This window comes from Staphylococcus sp. HMSC061G12 (assembly GCF_001838465.1).
Lineage (GTDB): Bacteria > Bacillota > Bacilli > Staphylococcales > Staphylococcaceae > Staphylococcus > Staphylococcus simulans.
On record NZ_KV837057.1, the window covers coordinates 89,106 to 104,440 of the forward strand.

The following is a 15,335-nucleotide window of genomic DNA, read 5'->3' on the forward strand; positions in this document are numbered from 1 at the left end:
AAAACATATATGTTCTAAAAAATAGGTTAAAAACATGATATAATAATTTGTAAGCGTCAAGTTGAAAACATAACCATATTGATTTAAAATAAAGTACTATATTTATAATTAAGAAGAAAGTTTATCTGGAGGAGAATAACGTGTTTAAAGGCAAAGTCTCAAAAGTTGTTATCATCGTTATGTTGGTAGCAGTAATCGTTGCACTGATATTATCAAGTTTAGCACCATTGATGCAGTAATAAAAAATGAGGATGATCTGTAAAAAAGATCACCCTCGTTTTTTTATATTTCATCGTATAATTTTAACGATCCAAAATGAGATTTAATTTGTAAATAACGTTCTAGTTCACTAACAATTTGTATTTCGTTTGCACGATTGATTAAGGCTTCTTTCGACTGAGGCAGAGATTGATCATAAAGATCAATATGTAAATCATAAAGTGAATACAGACGCATCGCAGTATAATCATTACTATTAACGTTCTTAGCTATTTCAGCAAACAAATTACCTAAACGATGCATCATTTTATCTTCTGATTTTATATTCTTCAGCAGGTGTTCAATACGCTCTATTATTTCCAATTGTTCTTCTCTCATATCAAAATAATGATAATAAGAGTTTTCGTTACGAACAAAGTGATTTTTTACGTCTCTGAACGCATAAGATTTCGCTTTTTGGATTTCGAGTTCAATGTTTTTGAGTGGCACATCTACTGGATAATCTAAATCAAAACATGATTTACTGAATGCATTGAAAGTCTCAGTAAACTGTTTCTCTATTTTATGTTTATATTCTTTTAATTGTTTATCTAGACTTGGCATAATTAAGTTCATAATAAAAGCGATACCTAAGCCAACGATTAACAGTAAAACTTCATTGATAAATAAATGTAAATCAATAACTTTAGCATTAAAAACATGTAGCAATATAACGCAACTTGTAATAATACCTTCTTGTACCCCTAATACTACTGTTAAAGGTATAAAGAATAATACGATTAAACCTAATACAATTGCATTTTGACCAAGCAAACTAAAAACGATAGATCCTAATATCAATATAAGAATACAGGATACAAAACGAGAAACAATTGCTTGTAGGGAATGTACTTTTGTATGTTTAATACATAAAACAACTAAAATGGCACTTGAAGAAAAATTATCTAAACCAATTAATTTGGCAATAATTATTCCAAGTGCCATTCCTACAGCAGTCTTTATCGTTCTAAATCCTATTTTATAGGGATTAAAACGCATCATCTGCTTTACCTCTTATCGTTCTTCACAATATTTTTCGAATAAATTTTGAAGCTGTGTAATAACATCCATAATGTCATGGCCTTCTATTTGATGACGTTCAATCATTTCAGCAATTTTACCATCTTTAACTAACGCAAATGATGGACTTGAAGGAGCATAACCTTCAAAATAATCTCTCGCTTGTTGTGTCGCTTCTTTATCTTGTCCTGCAAAGACTGAAACTAAGCGATCAGGTAGTTTATCATAATGTAATGAATGTTCAGCAGCTGGACGTGCAATACCTCCAGCACAACCGCAAACTGAGTTAACCATAACAAGTGTAGTACCGTCTTGTTTTAATACAGCATCTACTTCTTCAGGCGTTGTAAGTTGTTCATAACCTGCTTTTTCTATCTCGTTACGTGCTTGTTCTACAACATCGTTCATATATAAATCGAAATTTAAATCCATATCGAAATCACCTTTCAGTTCTTAATAACGTTCTATTTTATTCTACTAATTAATTTAGTAATCTTCAATAGGATTAACTTTAACATTAAGAACAGTTTAATAAATATGCGTATGTTCGATTGTAAATTGTTCTACTCTATTTTTGATTGTGTTCATGAAACGACCAGCTTGTAAGCCATCTAAAATGCGATGATCAATCGAAATACATAAGTTCACCATATTACGAATTGCAATCATATCATCAATCACAACTGGTTTTTTTACAATGGATTCTACTTGTAAAATCGCAGCTTGTGGGTGGTTAATAATGCCCATCGAAGAGACAGAACCGAATGTTCCAGTATTATTTACAGTAAAAGTTCCACCCTGTAAATCAGCTTGTGTTAATTTATTTTGACGTGCTTTTTGAGCTAATTCATTAACTTCGCGTGCAATTCCCTTAATTGATTTTTCATCTGCATTGTGGATGACTGGTGTATATAATTTATCCTCTACAGCTACTGCAATTGAGATATTGATATCCTTATGAACTTTAATTTCAGAGCCTTGCCAACTACTGTTTAACATTGGGAACTCTTTTAATGCTTCTGCAACTGCTTTAACAAAGAATGCGAAGAATGTTAAATTATAACCTTCTTTTGCCTTAAATTGCTTTTTATGATGATTTCTAGTTTTCACTAAGTTTGTTGCATCAGCTTCAACCATCATCCATGCATGAGGAATTTCTGAAACACTTTGAACCATATGTTTAGCAATCGCTTTACGCACACCATTCACAGGAACAGAATCAGCTGGAACAGTTGATTGTTCTGTAGATGCAGAAGGTTGGATATTTTCTTTTTCAGCAGGTTTATTTTGAATTGGTGTTGACCCAGCTTGAGTTGAGACAGCTTCTGGGTGAGCAATTACATATTCAATATCTTTTTTTGTCACACGACCTTCAAAGCCTGTCCCTTTAACTTGTGATAAATCAATTTGATGTTCAGAAGCTAATTTAAATACAACAGGTGAATATCTACCATTATTTAGTGGTTTATCAGAGGTAGCGTTCTTAAAATTTTGTTTAGATTCAGTTTGGGTTTCTGTTGATGTATTTTCATTTTCGGGTTTTTCTGTAGTTGCTGTTGATTCTGGTTTTGAATCAGATTCTGAACTCTCATCTGATGAACCTTCAGCTTCAATTTCGCAAATTGGAGTCCCGACACTAATAGTTTCCCCAGCTTCAACTAGGATTTTGGTAATTGTACCAGCTTCAGTAGACGGTACTTCCGCTGTTACTTTATCTGTAATAACCTCACAAATAGGCTCGTATTCTTCAATAGTATCGCCGACTTCTACTAACCATTGTTCAATTGTACCTTCATGTACACTTTCTCCGAGTTTCGGCATTTTGATTTCCATTTGATAAGCCTCCTATAATTTAGAAACGTGCAAGTTCTAACATTTTTGCTTTGATTTTATCTGGATTCATCATGAATTCATCCTCTAATGGTGGCGAGAATGGCATAGATGGCACGTCTGGACCAGCAAGACGCATGATTGGAGCATCTAAATCAAACAAGCAATTTTCAGCGATGATTGCTGATACTTCTGACATAATGCTGCCTTCCAAATTATCTTCAGTTACAAGTAAAATCTTACCTGTACGTTTTGCACGTTCAATAATCGTTTCTTTGTCTAATGGATAAACTGTACGTAAGTCGACAACTTCTACATCTATACCTTCTTCTGCTAAAACATCTGCAGCTTGTAAGCTGTAATTAACACATAAACCATAAGTAAAGACTGTAATATCATTTCCTTCACGTTTTACATCCGCTTTACCTAGTGGGACTGTATAATATTCTTCAGGTACTTCCTCTTTAAGTAACCGATACGCTTTTTTATGTTCGAAATAAAGTACAGGATCATTCGATTCAACTGAAGCTAATAGCAGACCTTTCGCATCATATGGTGTAGATGGAATAACGATTGTTAATCCAGGTGTAGATGCAAAAACACTTTCTATACTTTGAGAATGATATAAAGCGCCATGTATACCTCCACCAAAAGGTGCACGAATAGTGATTGGTGAACTCCAATCATTATTTGAACGGTAACGCATTTTTGCAGCTTCACTCATAATTTGGTTAGTCGCTGGTAAAATATATTCAGCAAATTGAATTTCAGCAATTGGGCGCTTACCTAACATAGAAGCTCCGATAGCTGTACCAACGATATTTGATTCGGCTAATGGTGTATCGATGACACGTTCAATTCCGAATTTTTCTTGTAAGCCTTGAGTAACACCAAATACGCCACCTTTTTTACCGACGTCTTCTCCTAATACAAATACATCAGGGTCTTTTTCCATAGCCTGATAAATTGCTTGTTTGATAGCTGCTAAATAAGTGAGTTTAGCCATTATTCAAGCCCTCCTTCTTCGTAAACAAATGTATATGTTTCACTTGGATCTGGATAAGGAGAAGCTTCTGCTTCTTTTGTTGCTTTGTTGACGATTGATTTATTTTCTTTTTCAATTTCGTCGAACCAAGCTTGATCCGCAATGCCTAAATCCATCAGATGTGCTTTAAATTTAATATTGCAATCTTGAGATTTTAAGCCTTCTCTAATTTCAGGACTACGATATTGGTCATCATCATCAGAAGAATGTGCAGTCATTCTAGTACACATTGCTTCTAATAAAGTAGAACCCTCGCCACTTAATGCTCTTTCGCGTGCTTCATGCATAGCTTTATACATTGCAATTGGGTCATTTCCATCTACTCTTTCTCCGTGGATACCATATCCAAGCGCACGATCAGAAAGTTTTTCAGCAGCATATTGTAAGTGTGATGGGACTGAGATTGCATATTCATTGTTTTCAATCACACAAATAAATGGTAATTTTTGAACCCCAGCAAAGTTTAGTCCCTCATGGAAATCGCCTTGGTTAGATGTTCCTTCACCTAGTGTTGCCATAGCAATATTAGGTTTGCGATCCATTTTTAATGCTAAAGCTGCACCTACACCTTGTAATACTTGCGTGCCTACTGGTGAACTTTGTGATAAAATATCGACAGATTTTTTACTGTAATGTGAAGGCATTTGTTTACCTCCAGAGTTGATATCTCCTTTTTTACCAAAAGCTGACATCATTGTTTCAGCAGGTGTAATACCGAGATATGTGATTAATGCTAAATCACGATAATAAGGTGCTGAAACATCTCCTTTTTCCATCGCAAACGCCATACCGATTTGTGCTGCTTCTTGACCTTGGCAACTAATTACGAAAGGAATTTTGCCTGCACGGTTTAAGAGCCACATTCTTTCATCTAATTTGCGGCCAAGATCCATCCATTTATACATTTCTTTTAAATCATTTTCGGTCAGACCGGCAGATTTATAATCCATCATTTTCTATTTCCTCCTCATATTACGCATGAACAGAGCGTTTTGCTGCTTTAAGTCCAGCTTCCATTAGAACTTCTGAAAGTGAAGGATGTGCATGTGTTGTTAGTCCTAATTCAAGCGTAGATCCATTCATAAATTGTAGTAAAGCAACTTCGTTGATTAGTTCTGTTACATGTGGACCTATCATACTTAATCCTAATACAGAATCTGTTTCTTGGTCTACCACTACTTCACAAAAACCATCTTGTTGATTAGCATCTTCAATCACAGCTTTACCAATAGCTTTAAAAGGAACTTTAAAACTACGTGCTTTTTTATAATTTGCGGCTTTAGCTTGTTCTACATTCATGCCGATTGATGCGATTTCAGGATAAGTATAAACACATTTTGGAATTGCATTATAATCAACTGGAATTACTGAGTCTTCAAACATTGCTTCTACTGCAGTTGTCCCTTCTTTAGAACCAGCGTGTGCAAGTTGTAATTTACCGATGCAGTCTCCAGCTGCATAAATATGTTGTTCTTGGGTTTGTTGTTTGTTATTAACTTCAATAAAACCTTTTTCGTCTAAATTAATTTTTGTATTGTTTAAGCCGATATCCTCTGTATTTGGTTTGCGACCTACTGCTAATAAAATTTTATCTACTTGCAGTGTTTCATTTTCTAGTTTGATTTCAGCTGAATCATCACTAATTTGAATTTGGTCGTCAGTTAATTGAACATTTTCACGAATCTGCACACCTCTATCATTCAAGTGTTTTTTTAATGTTTGTGTAACTGATTTATTTTCACTAGGTAAAATGCGTTCACCTGCTTCTATAACTGTTACATCAACACCAAAATCATTTAATAATGAAGCAAATTCCATACCAATAACACCGCCGCCAATAATAGCAATGGACTGAGGAAGCTCTGTCATTTTTAAAATGTCATTGCTTGAAAGTACAACTTGGTGATCAAATGATAAGAAAGGTAATTCCGCTGGTCTAGAACCTGTCGCGATCAGCACATAATCATTCGGAATAAGTTCAGATGTACCATCTTCGTATTCAACAGATATTGTACCTGGTTGAGGTGAAAAAATTGATGAACCCAGGATACGTCCAGTGCCGTTGTAGATATCGATATGGTTGTGCTGCATTAAGTGCTTAACGCCAGTATGCATTTGTTCAACAATATCATTTTTTCGTTCATATACTTTATTATAATTCAAATTAAATTGTTCTGTTTCAATACCATATGCCGCAGCATGTTTAACTGTATGTAATACTTCAGCTGACTTTAACAAGGCTTTAGTCGGAATACATCCTTTATGCAGACATGTACCGCCGAGTAATTGATTTTCAACAATCGCGACTTTTTTGCCCAATTGAGATGCGCGGATGCCTGCGACATAACCTGCAGTGCCACCACCTAGAATAACTAAATCATATTGTTCTTCTGCCATGATTGATCTCCTAACTATATATTTTTACTTCTTCGCGTAAATTAACTGCTTCATAAACTTGATTTGCAAGAGCTTCCATCTCTAACTCGCCTGGATATACACTAACAGGAGCAATCCATTCTACATATTCTTGAATTTTATCCGTGATGAGTTGACTGTGTGCAATTCCGCCTGTTAAAAGAATTTGATCGATATCGCCTTTAAAAATAACAGCCCTTTCGCCAATTGTCTTCGCAATTTGATAAATCATTGCATCTAAAATTAAATGAGTTGTTTTATTTACGCTATATTCATTCACTAACTGTTTCATGTTATTAGTAGAACATAAATTAACGAGTCCTGCTTTCTTGCTAATAAAGTGTTGAAGTGCTTCAGGTGAATACCCACGCTCAACTCCAAATTGATAAAGCATATCATTCGGAATTGTGCCAGCACGTTCTGGACTCATTGGACCTTCGCCGTATAAGCCTTCATTCACATCCACAACTTTACCTTGTAAATGCGCACCTACTGTAATACCTCCACCCATATGAACCACAATAACATTGACTTTGTTATAAGGCTTTTGAATGGACTTTGCATATTGACGTGCAACTGCCTTTTGATTTAAAGCATGAAAAACACTTCTACGCTTAATATCCTTTATACCTGTTATCCTTGCGATATCAATTAATTCGTCAACAACTACAGGATCAACAATAAATACAGGTATATTTAGTATTTCTCCTAATTTATACCCTATAATCCCACTTAAATTGGAAGCATGTACACCATATTTGAAAGATCTTAAGTCTTCATACATTTTAGAATTCACTGTATATGTACCGCCAGCTATGGGTTTAAGTAGACCGCCTCTACAAGCTATCGCATCGATACTTTTCATCCCTGGAGTCTTTTCTTTTATAAATGATTTTATGGAATCAATTCGATATGATTCTTGATCAAGTAAAGGCTTTTGTGAGATGTTCAAATCATGATGAATCGTTTCCATTGAAACACAATTTTCACCTTGATAAAAGCCTATTTTTGAAGAGGTACTACCTAAATTTATGACTAAAATATTGGTCATATATTTCACCTGCTTTATATTGCATTCATGATGCAGTATTCATGTTTTCTCAAAACTACCCTTTATATTTTACCTTAATCTAGTATTCAATTAAAAGTAATCCCCTATAAAAGTAATGACTTGTTACCCTCAAATAGTTATTTTGCAGTTTAAATCTCTAAAAACAAAATAAAAATACGACTTTCACTGACAAATGAAAATCGTACTTTTTAATTCATTAACCTTCTAAGCTCCTATACAAATTAAATATTTTATCGTAATTAACCTTAAACGTTATAGGAACCTGAATATCACATAGTAGATTTGATTCTCATAATTTAATTTTGATACAAAAGATTAGTTATGACGAAAACCTAATATGAGTCTGAAAATGATGGATAACATAACTATGGCTATTCCAACAATTGAGAAATTGAATAGATTAGTAGGTTTCATTATAGAAGAAAACACCCAAGTTCCTAACGGCATAAATAGTATTGCAACTGAAAATATAATCCCCAAAACTCTTTCTAAATATATGTCTTCAACATTTCTTTGAGTATATGAAAAAATTTGTATGTTAAACATTGTTAAAAATAAATTGAAAATTAATGGTATGAGTAGAATCACAAAATAGTTATGTAGTAATAAGTATACAATTGGGCAAACACTTAATGAGGTTCCTGAAATTCCTAATAAAGTCATCAATTTCTGAATTGGTAGATCTTTTTTGATATTCCTATTATTAATGCGCCAATTATTCCATCAAAAGCTTCAGCAGTTAAAAATGAAACATATAAACCTATTGCTATATCAGGAAATATTTGATTACTAAATGGCAGTAGTAAGTTATAAGCTGCAAGAAAAAAGTTTACAAGTACAGAAAGTACAACTATCAAAAAAATCTCTTCATGGTGCAATAAATATTTAAAATCTGAAATTAAATCGTTAAAAGGATTTATTTGAAATATCTTTGCTTTTAAGAAAAATCGTACTATATTCTGAGGAATTGATACTATTATTCATGAAAATAGGAACAGAAATGAATTTACTCATCCTGTTCCTATTTAGTAAAAAGTTAGATTTCAATGGAATTTTTCATATGTCTATTTTAATGTATGCAGTGCCAAAATAGCTGAATTAACTTTGTTTTGTATAGAATCTGCTCGAGACGTTAAAACAATCGGGAATTTCGATCCTAAAATTAAATTAGCCGTTTGGGCATTTGCAAAATAAGTTAATGATTTATAGAGTGTGTTGCCGACGTCAAGATGTGGAACAATCAACGCGTCAACATCACCAGCGATTTCAGATTCAATACCCTTTTCAATTGCACTTTCTTTATCAATCGCGTTATCAAAGGCGAATGGTCCTTCAACCTTTAAAAAATTATGTTGTTTAAAGTGTGCGGCAATTTCTGCAGCATCTACTGATGAAGGAATTTTGGTTGTGGGATGTTCTAATGATGATAATAATCCCACATTTAAACTTTTATAACCAATATTCTTCGCAAAGCTTTCAATATTTTCAATCATATGAATACGATCATCTATGCTAGGCTTTACATTTAAAGCAACGTCACTAATGATTAACATTTTGTGATATGAAGGAATATCGAAACATGATACATGATTTAAGAAACGTCGTTCATCCATAAATGACTTATGTTTTAGTACAAAAGATAAGATTTCTGATGATGGTAAGTTACCCTTCATTAAAACATGAGTTTGTTCTGAGTTTAAATCATCTGCACACTTCTTAAAGACATCCTCACGCTCGTGAAATGTTCGTAAGTGTATACGACTTAATAAGTCCCCTTCTATATTAAAAGAACGTATTAATTCAGTTGGATCTTTAGTACCGTAGAGCGTAACATGGCATTTTGTTTGTTTAAGCAATTGTACAATCGCAGCTATTGTTTTCTCGTCATTCGCAAATAAAACACCAATGTTACCTTGTAACTCTTTAGTATTAGAGATCAATGTTTCGAATTCCATAGTTAATCTCCCCTCATTTCAAATAGATTACAGCGCATGATTTTGCTCTATCATTTCTTTAGCATTTTCTCTTGTCAATTTCGTCACATTAGCACCAGAAATCATTCGTGCAACTTCATCTATACGATTTTCTCCAGTTAATTCTTCAACATGTGTTGTTGTTCTATCATCTTGTGATGCTTTGCTGATTAGTAAGTGATGATCACTCATAGATGCTACTTGTGGTAAGTGTGAGATACATATAACTTGAATATATTCAGAAATTGCACGCATTTTTTCAGCCATTTTTTGAGCTGCAATACCAGAAACACCAGAATCAACTTCATCAAATAGTATAGCAGTTTGACCTCTAGATTTAACAAAAATACTTTTTAAAGCTAACATGATACGAGATAATTCTCCGCCCGAAGCAATTTTAGCCAAGCTTTTAAGTGGTTCCCCTTTGTTAGGGCTGATTAATATTTCTATTTTTTCTATACCCTCTGCATTCGGTTCATCTAAAGGTTTGAATGAGATTTCGAGATTGGCATCTTTCATTTGTAAATTTTGAATTTCTTCTACAATATGATCTCTTAGTTCACGCGCCACTTTTCTTCTTTCTTTTGAAAGCATTTGACCTTCTTTATTTAATTGTTTTTGTAACTGAGTAATCTCTTCTTTTAAGTTTGCTGTACTTTGCTCATAATTTTCTATTTTGTTAATCTCATCATCTAGTTTAGCTTGATACTGAATTAAACTAGAAATATCTTTACCGTATTTTCTTTTAAGATTATTTAGTAAATTCATACGAGATTCTAGTTCATTTAAATACTGTTCATCAAATTCTGTATTTGATAATTCATCATACAACTCATGCTTAGCATCCTCTAACGTATAGTAAAATTGGTCGACTTGCTCTTTAAGTTCGGTGAACTTTTTAGGAATAATTTCATCAATGTTCGCAAGTTGCAGACTCAATTCATATAAACGATCCGGGATAGCTTGTTCATCTGTTAAAGTTGCATGTGCAGCATTTAAAGCCAAACTTAAATTTTCAGAATTCTGAATGCGTTTAATATCAGCTTCAAGTTGTTCAACTTCGCCTTCTTGTAAATTGGCTTCAGATAGTTCATCAGCTTGGAACTTCATTAGATCTAACCTTTGTAATAAAGCTTGATCAGCAGATTCCAACTCATCGAGTTCACGTGTTTTATCTTTAAAAGTTTGATACGTATTTTGATATTGTTTTAAAATATCATCATATTTGCCATCTGAATATGAATCAATCAGTTGAAGATGGTACTTTTGTTTTAACAGTGATTGTGTCTCGTGTTGACCATGGATATCAAGTAATTCTTGCATAATTAAACGTAAATCATGCAATGTTACTGTTTGGTTATTTACTTTGCACAAACTTTTACCTGAACTGAAGATCTCCCTTTTAACGATTAAGAAATCTTCATCAGCATCAACTTCTAATTCGTTCAAGGTTCTAATCACTTCGGGATTATTATCAATATCAAAGATACCTTCTATGGTTGCTTTTTTTTCGCCATGACGAACAAAATCTGAAGATGCACGCATGCCTATAAGTTGTCCAATAGCATCGATGATAATAGATTTCCCTGAACCTGTTTCACCGCTTAATACGGTTAATCCGTTTCCAAAGTTAATTTCTAATTCATCAATGATAGCAAACTGTTTAATTGTTAGTGTTTGTAACATGGCTTATCGCTTCCTTATAACAAATTAAAAATACGTGTTTTGATAGCATTTGCAGCATCCTCATCGTGACAAATGAGTAAGCAAGTATCATCACCACAAATAGTGCCGAGTACTTCATCCCAATCGATTTGGTCTAAGATAGCACCGATTGATTGAGCATTACCTGGAAGTGTTTTTAATACTAATAAATTACCTGTACCCTCAATATTTACAAAGGAATCCATTAAATAACGTCCAAGTTTCTCTAACGGATGGTATTTTCTATCATTTGGCAAACTATAAATATATTGACCTGTCGGTGCAGGTACTTTGATTAACTGTAATTCTTTAATATCTCGTGAAACAGTTGCTTGTGTCACATTCAGATCAAATGAATTTAAACGTTTTACTAATTCATCTTGAGTTTCAACCTGCTCAGTGGATATGATTTCTCTAATTTTTATGTGTCTTACTGATTTTTTAGCCACTTTTCTTACACCTCAAATTACGAATATTTATACATTCATAGTATCACATGTTCAAACAAAATGCTTTTATTTTCTTCTTATATCGCTTATTAATATCCAACAATAGTGCATATTTATAAAAGTTCATAAATAGAAATAAGCTAAGTCTAAATTGAATATTAGGACTCAGCTTATAATTTTAGTGATCACGTTTATAGAACAACTGTGTCAGACTTTGAAGCTCAGTTGTATCATATTGTTTATCAGATAATTGTTTCAAACATTGGTTCGCTTGCTCAACGTGATAATGAAGTCGTTGTTCTGTTTTTTCTAGACCAAGTAAAGTCACATAAGTGCTTTTATGATTTTTCTCATCGCTGCCAACAGGCTTACCTAATTTTTCAGCATCTCCATAGACATCGAGTAAATCATCTTTAATTTGGAAAATTAAACCTAAATGTTCACTATACGTATCAAGAATCTCGGATACTTCAGTATCAACTTTTGCGATTGTTGCTGCGGCATTTATTGCGAAAGACAGTAAAGCACCGGTTTTTTCACGATGGATTTGTTGTAAAGTCTCTATAGATATTTTTTTATTTTCACTTTCCATATCTAATGTTTGTCCGCCGATCATACCTAAGTGACCACTCGCATCAGAAAGTTGGGATGTTAAAGCTACTTTAGTTTCAGCATCAATTGCATTATCTGTGCATATTAAGTTAAAAGCTTTTGTTAATAACGCATCCCCAGCTAATAATGCTTTCCACTCACCGTATACTTTATGATTTGTTAATTTGCCTCTACGATAATCGTCATCATCCATAGCAGGCAAATCATCATGTATGAGCGAGTATGTGTGCACCATTTCTAACGCTAATGCGGTACGAATACCCTTAGTGTAAGTATGGTTTTTAGACAGCATTTTTAAAGTTTCTAATAATAGGACTGGTCGTATACGTTTTCCTCCAGCTTCAAGAGAATAACGCATACTTTCTTCTAAATTAGTGCCAAGAGCTGAATCAGGAATTGTTTCTAGTAATTGTTGGTTGATTAGTTCAATCATTTTATTCATTTTCATTCTCAGCTGATGTCTCAGCTTGTTCTCCATCATTAGATTTCATGAGTTCATTTACTTTCTTTTCAGCATTTTTCAATGTTTCATCACAAGATGCTGAAAGCTTCATTCCTCTTTGATATAAGTCTAATGCTTCTTCCAAAGAAACTGTTTCATTATCTAATTTTTTTACGATGTTTTCTAACTCTTCCATCATATTTTCGAAACTTTGCTCGTTACTCATCTTTATTGCACCTAACTTTCTTAACTATTGCATCAACTTCGCCATCTTTCATGGTTAAACTGATGTGGTCATTAGTTTTTAATGATTGCGTACTTGTAATAACTTGTTCATCTTTATTGACAATCGTGTAACCGCGCAACATTGTATTGGTTGGACTTAAATTATTTAAATTTTCTAATCGCTGTGCCAACATCGTTTTAGCATTACTCAAAATATTATTTATTGATTTGTTTAATACCTTATCAAGTTGAGATTTGTTTAAAATAGCTTGTTGCGTATGTTGTTTTAAATCTCTAACGTTTATGCGACTGTTTAGCAAATCAATACGTTGTCGTAAATGAGTCAAATGATTAGTCATCGCAAGACTTAGTTGTTTTTCTAATTCATCTCGTCGTTGGATTTGTTGATCATACAACAACGATGGCTGTTTAAATTTATAATAAGAAGCTACATGTTCTAAATGTTTTTTCTTATTATTAATTAATTGGACGATGTGTCTGGATAGACTTAACTCTATTTGTTTGATGTATTGTGTCAGCTCAACTTGATCAGGTGTTGCAATGACAGCAGCTTGAGTTGGTGTAGCAGCCCTTACATCAGCTACAAAATCGCTTAATGTGAAATCTGTTTCGTGACCTACTGCTGAGATAACAGGAGTTTGTGTATTAAAGATTGCTCGTACTACATCTTCTTCATTGAAATTCCATAAATCCTCAATAGATCCTCCACCACGTCCTAAAATGATGACATCTGCACCAAGAGTATCAGCATATTGTAATTTTTCTACAATATCATTTTTAGCTTGTTCGCCTTGAACTAATGTACTAATTTGAATTTGTTCTACTAATGGAAATCGACTGTTTATTGTAGAGTGAATATCTCGTATTGCTGCACCTGTACTCGCGGTAAGCACTGCAATTTTTTTAGGGAACTTAGGTATCGGCTTTTTGTGGCTCATATCAAATAAACCTTGCTTAGTTAAGGCCTTTTTAAGTTCTTCTAGACGTTGATATAAGTTGCCAATTCCGTCTAAATGCATTTTATTTACATAAATTTGATAATTCCCACGTCTTTCGTATACACTTACGCGTGCTTCTATTAAAACTTCATCACCTTCTTTGGGTGTGAAATCTAGTTTATTAGCTTGTGCTTTAAACATCATAGCGTTTACAACGCTATGATTATCTTTTAAATTAAAATATAAGTGACCGCTACTATGACGTTTAAAGTTTGATAATTCACCTTTTAATAAAACCGATTGCAGATGCGGATCTTGGTCGAATTTATATTTGATATATTTAGTTAAGGCTGTAACGCTTAAATAATCGGACATACTTATCACTCTATCCTATTGATTTAAATTACTTAATACACCGTTGATAAAACGATAATGGTCTTCGTCACTAAATTGTTTAGCAAGTTCAACAGCTTCGTTAATAACCACTTTTGGTGGTGTATCACTATGCTCTAGTTCAAAAGCTGCAATTCTTAAAATGATACGGTCTGATTTCAATAAACGAGAGATTTTCCAATCTTTTAAATTCTCTTGGATTTTTTGATCGAGTACAGGTTCATGATCTTTTACGCCTGATACTAACCAATGAATAAAATCGAATTCTAAATCTGGGTAATCATCTTTAATAAAATTAATGGCTTCATCTATAGATAAATCTGTATTCTTCATTTCAAGTTGAAACAGTGCTTGAAATGCTTGGCTTCTTGATTCTTTACGACTCATTGAGCGTGCTCCTTTGTTACTTATTTCTTGTTATTTTCAACTTCAATATGCGTAATATGAACGTTGACTTGTTTAGGAACTATAGTTGTCATATTGCTGAGGGAATTGAAAATTGTTTGTTGAATTTTCAATGCTGTTTGAGAGATGTTGATACCATACTTAAACTCACAGAATACATCTATATAAATTCCATCTTCTTTTGTTTCAAGTTTAATACCTTTAGTTAAATTTTTACGATTCAACTTTTCAGGTGAAGCATTTTTGATTTCAGCAAAGTGTCCAGTTAATCCATCTATTTCAGATGTTGCAATACTTGCAATTGAGATTAGTACTTCTGGAGAAATTTCTACTCTGCCTAAATGTGCATGTGTATCTTCGGATACTTTAACCATGTGAATGCCTCCTTCTTAATCTTCTTTCATAATATCATTTTGCTCTAAGAATTTAGTGCTATATTGTCCACTATTGAAAATTTCGTTTTCTAATAAACGAATATGGAATGGTATTGTAGTGTCTATGCCTAATACTAAGAACTCGCTTAAAGCACGTAG

At 33.3% G+C, this 15,335-nt stretch carries 15 protein-coding genes and 1 pseudogene; all 16 read right to left on the minus strand.

Annotated features, from left to right (window positions below; translation table 11 throughout):
- Positions 1–282: 282 nt before the first annotated feature.
- Complete coding sequence (locus HMPREF2937_RS04855; protein ID WP_057510485.1) at positions 283–1,260, minus strand: aromatic acid exporter family protein; 978 nt, start codon at positions 1,258–1,260, stop codon at positions 283–285.
- Positions 1,261–1,272: 12 nt separating this feature from the next.
- On the minus strand, positions 1,273–1,710 hold the full coding sequence (gene brxB, locus HMPREF2937_RS04860) for a bacilliredoxin BrxB (RefSeq protein WP_002481008.1): 438 nt from the start codon (positions 1,708–1,710) through the stop codon (positions 1,273–1,275).
- Between the two features lie 96 nt (positions 1,711–1,806).
- The gene (locus tag HMPREF2937_RS04865) at positions 1,807–3,111 is read right to left on the minus strand and encodes a dihydrolipoamide acetyltransferase family protein (protein WP_070864136.1); all 1,305 of its coding nucleotides are present in this window, start codon (positions 3,109–3,111) and stop codon (positions 1,807–1,809) included.
- 19 nt (positions 3,112–3,130) lie between these two features.
- Positions 3,131–4,114, minus strand: coding sequence for an alpha-ketoacid dehydrogenase subunit beta (locus HMPREF2937_RS04870; protein WP_023015167.1), 984 nt, complete (start codon positions 4,112–4,114; stop codon positions 3,131–3,133).
- Positions 4,114–5,106, minus strand: a complete 993-nt coding sequence (locus HMPREF2937_RS04875; protein ID WP_002481011.1) for a thiamine pyrophosphate-dependent dehydrogenase E1 component subunit alpha — start codon at positions 5,104–5,106, stop codon at positions 4,114–4,116. Before HMPREF2937_RS04875 ends, HMPREF2937_RS04870 begins: the two co-directional genes overlap by 1 nt.
- A gap of 19 nt (positions 5,107–5,125) precedes the next feature.
- A complete protein-coding gene (lpdA, locus tag HMPREF2937_RS04880) occupies positions 5,126–6,550 on the minus strand; it encodes a dihydrolipoyl dehydrogenase (RefSeq protein ID WP_070864137.1) in 1,425 nt (474 codons plus the stop codon).
- A 10-nt stretch (positions 6,551–6,560) separates the two neighbouring features.
- Positions 6,561–7,619: a butyrate kinase gene (gene buk / locus HMPREF2937_RS04885; protein ID WP_070864138.1), complete on the minus strand. Its 1,059-nt coding sequence runs from the start codon at positions 7,617–7,619 to the stop codon at positions 6,561–6,563.
- 1,085 nt (positions 7,620–8,704) lie between these two features.
- Complete coding sequence (locus tag HMPREF2937_RS04895; RefSeq protein WP_002481015.1) at positions 8,705–9,595, minus strand: phosphate acyltransferase; 891 nt, start codon at positions 9,593–9,595, stop codon at positions 8,705–8,707.
- Positions 9,596–9,622: 27 nt separating this feature from the next.
- The gene (recN, locus tag HMPREF2937_RS04900; RefSeq protein ID WP_057510479.1) at positions 9,623–11,299 is read right to left on the minus strand and encodes a DNA repair protein RecN; all 1,677 of its coding nucleotides are present in this window, start codon (positions 11,297–11,299) and stop codon (positions 9,623–9,625) included.
- 14 nt (positions 11,300–11,313) lie between these two features.
- Positions 11,314–11,766 carry a transcriptional regulator AhrC/ArgR gene (gene ahrC / locus HMPREF2937_RS04905; protein ID WP_002481017.1) on the minus strand — a complete coding sequence of 151 codons (453 nt, stop codon included), beginning with the start codon at positions 11,764–11,766 and terminating at the stop codon, positions 11,314–11,316.
- A 178-nt stretch (positions 11,767–11,944) separates the two neighbouring features.
- Complete coding sequence (locus HMPREF2937_RS04910) at positions 11,945–12,820, minus strand: polyprenyl synthetase family protein (protein WP_070864171.1); 876 nt, start codon at positions 12,818–12,820, stop codon at positions 11,945–11,947.
- Complete coding sequence (locus tag HMPREF2937_RS04915; protein ID WP_002481019.1) at positions 12,813–13,046, minus strand: exodeoxyribonuclease VII small subunit; 234 nt, start codon at positions 13,044–13,046, stop codon at positions 12,813–12,815. The genes HMPREF2937_RS04910 and HMPREF2937_RS04915 overlap by 8 nt, the downstream gene beginning before the upstream one ends.
- Positions 13,039–14,379, minus strand: a complete 1,341-nt coding sequence (xseA, locus tag HMPREF2937_RS04920; RefSeq protein ID WP_060804318.1) for an exodeoxyribonuclease VII large subunit — start codon at positions 14,377–14,379, stop codon at positions 13,039–13,041. Before xseA ends, HMPREF2937_RS04915 begins: the two co-directional genes overlap by 8 nt.
- Before the next feature lie 15 nt (positions 14,380–14,394).
- Positions 14,395–14,784 carry a transcription antitermination factor NusB gene (gene nusB / locus HMPREF2937_RS04925; RefSeq protein ID WP_002481021.1) on the minus strand — a complete coding sequence of 130 codons (390 nt, stop codon included), beginning with the start codon at positions 14,782–14,784 and terminating at the stop codon, positions 14,395–14,397.
- Between the two features lie 20 nt (positions 14,785–14,804).
- Complete coding sequence (locus HMPREF2937_RS04930) at positions 14,805–15,176, minus strand: Asp23/Gls24 family envelope stress response protein (RefSeq protein WP_023015159.1); 372 nt, start codon at positions 15,174–15,176, stop codon at positions 14,805–14,807.
- Positions 15,177–15,191: 15 nt separating this feature from the next.
- A pseudogene (locus HMPREF2937_RS13980) lies at positions 15,192–15,335 on the minus strand (acetyl-CoA carboxylase biotin carboxylase subunit); the annotation flags it as partial.